The following is a 10,187-nucleotide window of genomic DNA, read 5'->3' as shown; positions in this document are numbered from 1 at the left end:
GGACTTCACCTTGCTGTGGCCCTTGATCGGCACCTGCGGCGACTCGCCGAACTTCTGTCGGGCCGTTCGACCGCTCGGCGGCGCTGCCGGTCGCCGGGGTGCTGGAGCAGTCCGACGGGACCGGCTGGATGGGCATGTACGCGCTCAACCTGTTGGACATCGCGATCGTGCTCGCCGAACACGACAGGACCTGGGTGGACACCGCCACCAAGTTCTTCGAGCACTTCGCGTACATCGCCGCCGCCGCGTACGAGCAGGGGTTGTGGGACGACGAGGACGCCTTCTTCTACGATGTGCTGCGCCTCGCCGACGGCACGAAGGTGCCGTTGAAGGTCCGCTCCGTCGTCGGGCTGCTGCCGTTGGCCGCCACCACCCGGCTCACCGCCCGGACCCTGCACCACCTACCGGAACTGGGCGCCCGGCTGCGCTGGTTCCTCACCAACCGCCCGGAGTACGCGCAGGTGATCGGCACCCGCCGGCTGGGCCCCGACGGCCGGCAGCAGCGACTGCTGTCCATGGTCGGCCCGGAGCAGGTGGTCCGCCTGCTCGCCCGGATGCTCGACCCGGACGAGTTCCTCTCCGACTTCGGTCTCCGTACGCTGTCCCGCGCGCACCTGGACAAGCCGTTCTCGGTCAACCTCGGCGGGCAGGAGTTCTCCGTCGGCTACGAGCCGGCCGAGTCGACCAGCGGACTGTTCGGGGGCAACTCGAACTGGCGCGGGCCGATCTGGATGCCGACGAACTTCCTGCTGATCAGCGCGTTGCGCGACTACGCGGCGTTCTTCGGCGACGACCTCCAGGTGGAGTACCCGACCCGCTCCGGGGTGAAGCACACCCTGGACGAGATCGCCGACGACCTCTCCGCCCGGCTGATCTCGCTCTTCACCCAGGACGACTGGGGTCGACGGCCGATCTACGGTGCCGCTCAGATGTTCCAGACCCACCCGGACTGGCGCAACCTGATCGCCTTCCCCGAGTACTTCCACGGCGACAACGGGGCTGGCCTGGGCGCCTGGCACCAGACCGGCTGGACGGCCCTGGTGGCCGACCTGATCCTCACCCTCCGCCGCTGACGTCCTTGAGGAGGTCTGCCGGGGTCGGCCGCTGGAAAGTAGCTGAGTGATGCCGGTCCGTATATCGCCCGTTCCTAGCCTCCACCCGACGTGTCTGTCTCCAGACCGGAGGACAGCGGGTGAAGAAGACCCAGGCAGCCCAAGTGGTGAACACGGTCACCCCTAATGTCCCTGGTTCGTGAAACTGCTGAGGCGAAGGAACGACAATGAACTGGACTGACCGGATCGTTGACGCGACCGGATGGCGACAGGAGTCGATCGAGGGCGACTGGGGCGACGTCGAGTCCGAGCTTGGGGTGGCGCTGCCGAACGATCACCATGAGTTGTGTCACCGTTTCGGACCGGGATCGTTTTCGGCGTACCTGCACGTTCTGCCACCGATGGCAGAGCACGGTTCGTCGTCACTGCTCGGGACGTGGCGGAGGTATCGGCAGGACAACCGCGAGGGCGACATGATCGACCAGTTCCTGGCGCCATACGGGTTGTATGAGCCGGACCGGGGGCCGGGTCTGGTCCGCTGGGCCTCGGACCAGACCGAGGGTGAGTATTTCTGGCTGGCTGACCGCTCGATGGACGCCGATCGGTGGCCGGTGATCGCCCGCAAGGACCCGCTGGCGTCATGGCACCGGTTCGACGTATCCACCACGGAATTCGTCTATCGGTTACTTGCGGATCCGGAGTTCAAGCCGTTTACGGTGGCCGATCCGCCGCGCCGAGCGTTCTATCTGCCAGCCGGGCAGACGATCTCCAGCGCCGAGGAATGGGATGCCCTTACCAGCCCGAACCGGCAGAGCTGAACTAGCTGGCCGGAGTCTTACCCGGGCAGGTGTGACCACCGGCTGCGACAACGGTCGATGACAGGCAGGTGCCGTCCGAGTTGGGACAGAACCTTGTGTTTTGCCGTTGCCATGACGGGGGTGTGCCTGACCAAGTGCGCTTCGTGCCGAACGGTGTGACGCGCGGAGCCCGAATGGGCGACACATTTACTATCGTGATCGGCCATGGGGGAGTCCGTGAAGCCGGTGGGCGAATTGCAGGTCCTCGGTCAGTCGCGGGTCTGGCCCGGTATTGCGATACCGGGCGTGATCATGCTCGTGATGATCGCTGTCGGGGTGCTCTTCGACCTGTTCAGCTGGACCGCACTGGTGTTTGGCGCCGGATGGATCATTGTCGCCTTCCAGCGCTCACGAAACGCGGTGTTCGCTGACGACCTGGGGCTGCTGGTCCGCGATCGCAAAGGCTTGCGACGTTCGTACGCCTGGGATGAGATCGAGCGCATGGGCTGGGTGGACCTGGGGATGTGGGGGGCCAGCCTGGCGGTCAACCCCCGAGGCGGTCCCTACGACGTGCCGGGGCCCAACGCGTCGATCAATGTAGGGAGTATCTGGCACCCCGGCCGTCGGCGCTCCGTGGACCCCGTGCCCGAACTGCTCAAGACCCATGGCATCAAGGCGTTGTTCGATCAGTAGGTAGCTGACGAGGCGCCCGGCCCGGCATGATCTTCGGGTGCGGCGACCGCTGGCGTGGGCTTTCCGCCCGTTCCCGGCCTTCCCTCGTCGCTGCCATGGATGAAGCGTCGGCCAACTTCAAGCGCTTCACGTCAACCGATGTGACGCGGGGAACCGCTCAGCGGTTCGCCCGTTCGATACCTCGCCGGACGAGACTGCTGATGCCGGGCAGGGTGACCGCCCTGATGGTCAGGTCGCTCATCCAGACGTGGAATCGGCTGGGTGGCGCGTACTGGGCCATGCCCCGGCGGGCGAGTGCCTGTCGTTTGCCGACCTCGGGGCGTAGTCCGGCCTCCCACTCGGCGAGTGCTGCCGGGAGGTCGTCGGCGTGCCGTCGCAGGGCGGTGCCGAGGTGGTCGGCGCCGGCGAGGGCGAGGGCCGCGCCATGTCCGGCGAAGAGCGTGACGCACCAGGCCGCGTCTCCGAGCAGGACGACGCGGCCGGTGCTCCAGCGTGGCATGACCACCTGGCTGACGGCGTCGAAGTAGGCGCTGGCCGGGTCCTGCGCAAGATGGTCGAGCGCGTCGGGCACGCCACCCGCCAGATCTCCGAATGCGGCCCGCAGCGCGTCGACCGGACCTTGTCGCAGGTCGGTGGCGGGCTCCGCGCTGCGATAGGTGAAGAACGCCGACGACCTCTGCGGGCCCAGGTTGATCATCGCCGCGGTGCGCCCGGGACCAATGTGGGTGGTGGCGGACGACTCGGGCACGCCGGGCACCGGGTGCGGCAGCCCGAAGGCGGCCACGAGGTACGGGAGGTCCACCCGGAAGTCGGGGCCGAACATTGCGGTACGGGTGGTGGAGTGCACCCCGTCGGCACCCACCAGCAGGTCGGCCTGCTCGGTGGTGCCGTCGCTCAACTCCACGCGTACGTGGTCGGTGTCCTGTTCGACGGACGTGACGGTGGTGCCGAAGCGGATGTCGACCCGGTCCCGCACCGCTTCGAAGAGGCTGGCTTCCAGGTCGCCGCGGAACACCGAGAGGGCCCGCTTGCCGAGTGCGGCCTCGGCGATGGCGGACGGCACTGTGAACTTGGGCCGACCGTCGGCGTGGACGAGCACTGTGGTGAACGGGCCCAGGTCGGCGGCGGAGAGCGCGGGGAGCAGGCCGAGGCGTTCGGCGGCGTCGTAGCCCGGCCCGATCAGATTCACCAGGTACCCGCTGCTGCGCCGGGCCGGGGCTCGCTCAGCCACGATGACCTGCCACCCGTCCTGGTGGAGTCGGAGGGCTGTGGCCAGCCCGGCTATCCCCGCACCCACGATCACCGCACGTCGCATCGAGCACCTCGCCGCTAGAATGAACACCTGCTCAAACTAGTATGAGCGACTGTTCATACCGACGCAAACGGCGGCGGCGGAACCGCCTAGACTTCAGTCATGCCGCGCGGTGTCGCCATCCCAGCGCTCAGACAGCAGCTCTTCGCTGCCGTCGAGCGGTTGGTCGTTGAAGAAGGGCCGAGCCGGCTCACCGGCCGGGCCGTGACGCGCGAGGCCGGCGTCGCGACCGGCCTGCTCTACGCACACTTCTCGACCTTCGACGACTTCCTGACCGGGTTCGCTGTCGACCGCGTCTTCCACATCACCGGCGAGGTGGCCGGCCTGCCGGAGCGCGCCGGGTCCGGCACTGTCGCCGACAACCTGCGCCAGGCCGTCCTGGCGACACCGCTGGGCACGCTGACGGCGTTGACCCGGCTGACCGCGTTCCGGCCGGAGTTGACGGCGAACGTCGAGGCGGTGCTGGGCAGTGGGATGTCAGGGCTGCGGGGGATCGAACGCGCGGTCGCCGACTACCTGGCCGCCGAGCAGACCCGCGGGCGCGTGCCGGCCGACGCCGACACCGAGGCACTGGCCCTGGCGGTGGTCGGCGTGCTGCACCACGTCGCGTTGACCGGCCCCGCCGACCCGACGGCGGACCACCGGATCCGGCGGGTGATCGGCGCGCTCACCGACGGCTTCCCCGCCGTCGCGCCCTCCTGAGCGCCGCGCCGCCCCGGCAGTTCCGCGCCCTGTGCGTCTCCGCGGCGCGGTCCGCGACGTCATCGCGCGAGGCCAGCGGGGCACCGTCGGTTGGCCGGGGCAGGAGCGGGCTCAGGTCAGCCGCTGAAGGGCTCGGGTCCGAGGCGGCCCCAGGCCACGAAGGCGGCGATCGCGAGGTAGACCAGATTCAGCACGATGAACCGCGCCTCGCCGTAGCGCAGGTGGGTGATCATCGCGCCGATCATCAGCAGGACCCAGCAGATGGCGGTCACCGGCACCAGCACCGGTGCGATGTCGAGTACGCCGGGCAGGATGAGGCCGATCGCGGCCAGGAGTTCGAGGACCCCGAGGGTCTTGACGAAGCCCACGCTGGCGTCGCCGGTCCATCCGCCGCCGTTGTGTGCGGCCAACTTCTGCTTGGGTACGAAAGTCTTGGTGATGCCGCCGGCCAGGGCAATGGTGGCCAACAGTCCGGCCGCGATCCACAGTGCCAGGTTCATGAGTTTCCCTCCGTGACGAGTCGCACAGGAGACACCGCCGGCCGGTGCGCTGTGACAGCTCGTGACGTGACGAGGAGCACGGAGGCTCGGTGTCACAGAAGTCGCACGGCCGGTGTCTGGTGGGCGACGCGGTCGAGTTCGGTGAGACTGGAGGGCGCATGGACGCGGGAGGCGGAATCATGAGCGCGGACGGTCGGGGGGACCGGGCCGTCGACGCGTTCGTCACCCACCGGAACCTGCTCTTCACCGTCGCGTACGAGATGCTCGGCTCGGCAGCGGACGCGGAGGACGTACTCCAGGAGACCTGGCTGCGGTGGGCGGACGCGGATCTCGCGGCGGTGCGCGACCAGCGTGCCTACCTGGTCCGGATCAGCACCCGACTGTCGCTCAACCGGCTGCGGGCGGTCGGCCGGCGCAGAGAGTCCTATGTCGGCTCCTGGTTACCGGAACCGCTGCTGACCGCACCCGACGTCGCCGACGACGTCGAACTCGCCGAGAGCGTCTCGATGGCCATGCTGCTGGTGCTGGAGACACTCGCGCCGACCGAGCGGGCGGTGTTCGTCCTCCGCGAGGTCTTCGACCTCGGGTACGACGAGATCGCCGAGGCGGTCGACAAGAGTCCGGCCGCCGTTCGCCAGATCGCGCATCGGGCGCGGGCGCACGTGGCCGCGCGCCGGCCCCGGGGGACGGTCTCGGCGGCGGACACGCGGCGGGCGTTGGACGCGTTCCGGCGGGCCGTCGAAACTGGCGACGTGCAGGGCCTGCTCGACGTCCTCGCGCCGGATGTCGTGCTCCTCGGCGACGGCGGCGGCATCAAGCAGGCCGTGCTGCGGCCTGTCGCCGGTGCCGACAAGGTGGCCCGTCTGCTGTGCAGCGCACACGCCAGGACCGCGACCATGTCGCTGCACCCCACCCAGGTCAACGGTCACCCGGCGCTGCTTCTGCGACTCGACGGCGCGGTCGACACGGTCCTTGCGCTGCGGATCGACGACGGTCTGATCAGCGGGGTCTACGCCGTGCGTAACCCCGAGAAGCTGTCGCACATGCGGCGGGCGACCACCCTGCGCCGCTGAGAGCAGGCCCTAGTACGGGGGAGTGGGTGTATCCGGTGGTTGTCGACGGGAACGTCGCGTGTCGGCTGCGACGATGCCGAGCAGCACCACGGCGGCAACCGCGCCGGCGGTGAGCGGCCGGAGGTGCGGTGCCGCCGGGGTCAGCAGGCCGAGGGTCAGCAGGCCGGCGATCCGGCTTCGGGAGACCCGGCCGAAGACCTGGTATTCGAGCGTCGATCGCCCGGCGAGGAAGAGCGCGGGGCCCCCGAAGATGGCGATGAGCCAGGTCGCCGGGACGTGCCCGCGCGGCTCGGTGATGAACAGTTCGAAGCCGACGCCGGTCAGCACGATCCCCGCGATCATGGCCATGTGGGCGAACGCCATGTCGGTCGCGAGCCGGGCCGGGTTACGGGAACGGTCGACCGCAGCGCCCAGCATCCCTCCCGCCACGTGGAAGTAGATCCGCCAGAGCAGGACGGTGCTGGCCAGCGCCAGGACGAAACCACCCGTCTGGTCGGTGTGGAACTCGCTGCCGCTGAAGGCGAGGCCGATGACGAAGATCGCCTCGCCGAGAGCGATGAGGAGGAACTGTTGGTACCGCTCGGCCAGGTGCTCGGCCGCGATCGTCTGGACGCCGAGCCGTCGTGCGCCGAGTCGGGGGGTCGGCCAGCCGAGGAACAGCCCGGTGTAGTCGATCAGTACGGCGAGGGTCCAGAGCGCCCCGCGCGCCCTGCCGTCGCCGACCAGCCCGCCGACGATCCAGAACGGCGCGCTCACGCCGAACCAGAACAGGATCCGGATGGACTGTTGCGGGTCCGGCCGGCCGTGCCCGACGACGCGGAAGAACACCACCCGGCCGATCTGGAGGGTCACCAGGGTGATGGCGAAGAGGGAGGCCCGTGCGCCGAAGCCGTCCGGCACGGCGACGGCCATCGTCATGGAACCGACCAACGTCATGATGATGACGGCCTGGACGATCGAGTTGTCCGGGTCCAGCCAACTGGTCGACCACACCGTCACCGACCAGACCGCCCACAGCGCCAGGAACAGCAGCAGAGCCTGGCCGAGGCCCGCGTACACGCCGCGTTGGCCGTCGGTGAAGTCGGTGATCAGCCGCGCGGAGATCCTGGTCAGGGCGAAGACGAAGACCAGGTCGAGGAAGAGCTCCAGGAAGGTGGCCCGCTGGCGGGTGGTCTCGCTGCGCAACAAGCCGTCGGAAGTGTTCCTCATCGGCTCGCCACGCGCCGATGTCGCCGAGCGATCACGTGCCCTCCCGTCGCGGTGATCTCCACGCCTAACGAGCCAGGGGCGGCTGTGGCACGTGGAGCGAAGGCGCCGCCCCACCACAACAGTCGCCAATCTGTCACCCGGCCGCTACGGCAGGTGTGCGCGCTTACGCTCGTGGGCGTGCCCGGACCTGCCGAGAAGGCCACTGAACAGGACCGGCGTGACCTCATCGTCACTGTCGCGCGAGAGCTGGCCGAGACGGAGGGCTGGGCGGGTGTGACCACCCGGCGGCTCGCCGAACGAACCGAGATCGACATGGGCGACATCTATCGGCACTTCGCCGATCTGGAGGCGCTGATCGCCGCGGTCGCGGTGTGCGCCTTCGCCGATCTGGCGGCCGACCTCGCCGAGGCGCACGCGGAGACCACCGGCAGCCCGGAGGGGGTATGGCCGGCGGTCGCGACCGCGTACCTCGACTTCGCGTACACGAATCCCGAGGTCTATGACGCGATGCTCGCGCTGACCCCCGACCTGGCCCTCGGCGTGGACGGGGTGCCGGCCGCGCCCCGGGCGGTCTTCGCCGAACTGCGGGCCGCCCTGACCCCGCTGGCCGAGGGGCGGGACCCGGACACCCTCGCCGAGGTGGGTTGGAGCCTGCTGCACGGCGTCGTGATGCTCACCCGCGGCGGTCGGCTGCGACCCGAGGGGCAGGAGGACCGCGAGGCACTGATCGCGCAGCGGTTGCTGCGGTGGCCGTGACCACGGCACGGCCCACAGTCGATCGTGGTCAGTTGAGGGGCTCGCGGTCGGCCGGGCCCTTGTCGGCGAACCGGAACGTGGTGTTCAGCTTGGCGTTGCCCAACTCCTTGAGAATGAGACCGTTGCCGGGGAGGTGCTGGAGAAACCGGGTCTCGCTGCCGATCGCGTACGTGCCGTCGCCCTTGGCGATGATGGTGAACCGCTGGATCGGGTCGTCCTGGTCGCAGACGGCGACCCCGATGGTCAGTTCGGGCTCGATGTCCAGGCCGTTGACCTGCCAGCAGGACGGATCGTCGTTCGCGGGGTGGCCGTCCCTGGTGCCGAATGCCCTGATCACGTACCGGTCGCCGCCGATCGGTGTCGGTACGAACAGGATGCGACCACCGGTGTCGCCGCCCTCCTCGAGCCGCCCGCTGATCTCCAACGGTTCCCCCGACCCCCGCACCCGGGTGATGGTGATCTCCCGCTTGCCGGACAACAGCGGGTCGGTCACCTCCGCCGACGACGTGGTCGGCGTCGCTGCCGTGGGCGTCGGCGTGCCTGTCACGGCACCCGACGGCGTCGGCGTGCCCGCCGCGGCGCCCGGCGTCGGGTCCGCACCGCCCTGGCACGCCACCAGCGCGCTGGCGCAGGCCAGCATCGCCGCGCCGGTGACCCACTTCATGGTGACCATGCCGTACTCCTCAACAGCCGTCCCGAACCTGGGCGGGAATCATCATGGATGTCGCGTCCGCATGACGGCGGTCGCGCCGCGACGGTTCACGAAAATCCGGAAGATCTCACATCGATCTCCCGCCTATCCTGTCTCTCGGCCTGGCGGGCGGTGGCACGGGGAGGGCATGGCATGACGGTCGACGTGGCGGCGCGACGACAGGCGCAGGTGTTGATCTTTGATGCGGACGACACCTTGTGGGAGAACAACGTCGTCTTCGAGCGGGTGATCGACGACTTCCTGGGCTGGCTGGACCACCCCACCCTGGACCGGGCCGCGCTGCGGGCCGTCCTCGACGACATCGAGCGGGCCAACGCGGTGGCGCACGGGTACGGCAGCAAGGTCTTCCTGCGCAGCCTGGCGGAGTGCCTGGAGCGGCTGCGCGAACGGCCGGCCACCGACTCCGAACGTCAGGAGATCGACCGGCTGGCGGTGGCCCTCGTCGAGCACCAGGTGGAGCTGATGCCCGGGGTGGCCGACGCGCTCGACGAGTTGGCCGGCCGGCACGAGTTGCTGCTGCTCACCAAGGGCGACCGCGAGGAGCAGCAGCGCAAGCTGGACGCCTGCGGCCTGCTGCACCACTTCGGGGCGGCGCACATCGTCGCCGAGAAGAACGTCGACACGTACCGGTGGCTCACTCGGGAGCACGGCTTCGCGCCGGACGGCGCGTGGATGATCGGGAACTCCCCGAAGTCCGACATCCTGCCGGCGCGGGCCGCCGGGTTGAACGCGGTGTTCATTCCGAACGAGAACACCTGGGTCCTGGAGGACGACGAGCTGGACCCGACCGACGGCGGGGTGCTGCGGCTCGCCGCGTTCCGGGACCTGCTGCGCCACTTCTGACCGTACCGAAGCCCAACAGCGTCGGCGATCATGGTCGCGTTACGCGAATCTGCCCGATTTTCAGCGTGGGATCACTCCTGCCGCCGGTCGTCCGACGCGGCTTGTCCGGCCGGTCGGAGCGCGCCTAACCTGGCTCGGCGCTGCCGGCCCTTCGGGGTGTGTCGGGGCGCGTCGGCGTTCGGCTGGTGGGCACCGTGGAGCTGAGTGCGAAAGTGGCTGGCTCGCCCCGTTCCGGCGTGTGGCGTCGTGTCACGCCCGCGCGGCGGGGTGCTGGAGCTGTCCGCTTCCCTGCCGGACGGCCGAGGGTCAGGGCCGGGTAGTTGCGGACCCGGTCCTGACCCGGCCCGCGAAACGTTCGAGCGGGGCAGACCGTGCGCCGGTTCGACTGTCAGGATGGCGGCATGAAGCGCAGATCTCTCCTTTTCGGCGCGGCGGCGGGTCTGGTCGCCCCGGCCGTGCTCGCCCCGGCCGCGCCCGCACTCCTGCCGGTACGCCCGGACGTGACCGCCGAACTGTGCGTACCGGTGCTGGACCCGAC

10 protein-coding genes and 1 pseudogene are annotated in these 10,187 nt (G+C 69.5%); 7 read left to right on the top strand and 4 right to left on the bottom strand.

What is annotated here, in order from left to right; genetic code table 11:
• Window positions 1-53: 53 nt before the first annotated feature.
• The 3 genes and pseudogenes from ABZ749_RS19770 to ABZ749_RS19760 all read left to right on the top strand — a co-directional run.
• Window positions 54-1,073: pseudogene (locus tag ABZ749_RS19770) on the top strand (glucosidase); the annotation flags it as partial.
• Between the two features lie 206 nt (window positions 1,074-1,279).
• On the top strand, window positions 1,280-1,870 hold the full coding sequence (locus ABZ749_RS19765; RefSeq protein ID WP_357229757.1) for a hypothetical protein: 591 nt from the start codon (window positions 1,280-1,282) through the stop codon (window positions 1,868-1,870).
• A 204-nt stretch (window positions 1,871-2,074) separates the two neighbouring features.
• Window positions 2,075-2,542 carry a hypothetical protein gene (locus ABZ749_RS19760; RefSeq protein WP_357229755.1) on the top strand — a complete coding sequence of 156 codons (468 nt, stop codon included), beginning with the start codon at window positions 2,075-2,077 and terminating at the stop codon, window positions 2,540-2,542.
• Between the two features lie 157 nt (window positions 2,543-2,699).
• On the opposite strand, the gene ABZ749_RS19755 is transcribed toward ABZ749_RS19760, so the two are convergent.
• The gene (locus ABZ749_RS19755) at window positions 2,700-3,857 is read right to left on the bottom strand and encodes an FAD-dependent oxidoreductase (protein WP_357229753.1); all 1,158 of its coding nucleotides are present in this window, start codon (window positions 3,855-3,857) and stop codon (window positions 2,700-2,702) included.
• Between the two features lie 99 nt (window positions 3,858-3,956).
• Here ABZ749_RS19755 and ABZ749_RS19750 point away from each other — a divergent pair, with 99 nt between their 5' ends.
• Complete coding sequence (locus tag ABZ749_RS19750; protein WP_357229751.1) at window positions 3,957-4,556, top strand: TetR/AcrR family transcriptional regulator; 600 nt, start codon at window positions 3,957-3,959, stop codon at window positions 4,554-4,556.
• A 116-nt stretch (window positions 4,557-4,672) separates the two neighbouring features.
• On the opposite strand, the gene ABZ749_RS19745 is transcribed toward ABZ749_RS19750, so the two are convergent.
• Window positions 4,673-5,056: a DoxX family protein gene (locus tag ABZ749_RS19745; protein ID WP_357229749.1), complete on the bottom strand. Its 384-nt coding sequence runs from the start codon at window positions 5,054-5,056 to the stop codon at window positions 4,673-4,675.
• A gap of 179 nt (window positions 5,057-5,235) precedes the next feature.
• Between ABZ749_RS19745 and ABZ749_RS19740 the strand changes: the two genes are divergently transcribed.
• Window positions 5,236-6,129: an RNA polymerase sigma-70 factor gene (locus ABZ749_RS19740; RefSeq protein WP_357229747.1), complete on the top strand. Its 894-nt coding sequence runs from the start codon at window positions 5,236-5,238 to the stop codon at window positions 6,127-6,129.
• Window positions 6,130-6,138: 9 nt separating this feature from the next.
• Here the strand turns inward: ABZ749_RS19740 and ABZ749_RS19735 are convergent, their stop codons facing one another.
• Window positions 6,139-7,338 carry a low temperature requirement protein A gene (locus ABZ749_RS19735; protein ID WP_357229745.1) on the bottom strand — a complete coding sequence of 400 codons (1,200 nt, stop codon included), beginning with the start codon at window positions 7,336-7,338 and terminating at the stop codon, window positions 6,139-6,141.
• 177 nt (window positions 7,339-7,515) lie between these two features.
• Here ABZ749_RS19735 and ABZ749_RS19730 point away from each other — a divergent pair, with 177 nt between their 5' ends.
• Window positions 7,516-8,094, top strand: coding sequence for a TetR/AcrR family transcriptional regulator (locus tag ABZ749_RS19730; RefSeq protein WP_354944538.1), 579 nt, complete (start codon window positions 7,516-7,518; stop codon window positions 8,092-8,094).
• Window positions 8,095-8,122: 28 nt separating this feature from the next.
• On the opposite strand, the gene ABZ749_RS19725 is transcribed toward ABZ749_RS19730, so the two are convergent.
• Complete coding sequence (locus tag ABZ749_RS19725) at window positions 8,123-8,767, bottom strand: hypothetical protein (protein ID WP_357229743.1); 645 nt, start codon at window positions 8,765-8,767, stop codon at window positions 8,123-8,125.
• 171 nt (window positions 8,768-8,938) lie between these two features.
• On the opposite strand from ABZ749_RS19725, the gene ABZ749_RS19720 reads away from it, so the two are divergent.
• On the top strand, window positions 8,939-9,649 hold the full coding sequence (locus tag ABZ749_RS19720; RefSeq protein ID WP_355008412.1) for an HAD family hydrolase: 711 nt from the start codon (window positions 8,939-8,941) through the stop codon (window positions 9,647-9,649).
• Window positions 9,650-10,187: the final 538 nt, after the last annotated feature.

Origin of the sequence: Micromonospora sp. NPDC047753 (assembly GCF_040642735.1) — a bacterium.
In the GTDB taxonomy this organism is placed as follows: domain Bacteria; phylum Actinomycetota; class Actinomycetes; order Mycobacteriales; family Micromonosporaceae; genus Micromonospora.
Note: the sequence above shows the minus strand (reverse complement) of the source record. Positions and strands in the feature narration are given on the sequence as shown.

What these genes read in the sequence shown, in the direction of transcription:
- ABZ749_RS19765 (WP_357229757.1), top strand. Translation starts at nt 1,280, where the DNA reads ATGAACTGGACTGACCGGATCGTTGACGCGACCGGATGGCGACAGGAG.
- ABZ749_RS19760 (WP_357229755.1), top strand. Translation starts at nt 2,075, where the DNA reads ATGGGGGAGTCCGTGAAGCCGGTGGGCGAATTGCAGGTCCTCGGTCAG.
- ABZ749_RS19755 (WP_357229753.1), bottom strand. Translation starts at nt 3,857, where the DNA reads ATGCGACGTGCGGTGATCGTGGGTGCGGGGATAGCCGGGCTGGCCACA.
- ABZ749_RS19750 (WP_357229751.1), top strand. Translation starts at nt 3,957, where the DNA reads ATGCCGCGCGGTGTCGCCATCCCAGCGCTCAGACAGCAGCTCTTCGCT.
- ABZ749_RS19745 (WP_357229749.1), bottom strand. Translation starts at nt 5,056, where the DNA reads ATGAACCTGGCACTGTGGATCGCGGCCGGACTGTTGGCCACCATTGCC.
- ABZ749_RS19740 (WP_357229747.1), top strand. Translation starts at nt 5,236, where the DNA reads ATGAGCGCGGACGGTCGGGGGGACCGGGCCGTCGACGCGTTCGTCACC.
- ABZ749_RS19735 (WP_357229745.1), bottom strand. Translation starts at nt 7,338, where the DNA reads ATGAGGAACACTTCCGACGGCTTGTTGCGCAGCGAGACCACCCGCCAG.
- ABZ749_RS19725 (WP_357229743.1), bottom strand. Translation starts at nt 8,767, where the DNA reads ATGGTCACCATGAAGTGGGTCACCGGCGCGGCGATGCTGGCCTGCGCC.
- ABZ749_RS19720 (WP_355008412.1), top strand. Translation starts at nt 8,939, where the DNA reads ATGACGGTCGACGTGGCGGCGCGACGACAGGCGCAGGTGTTGATCTTT.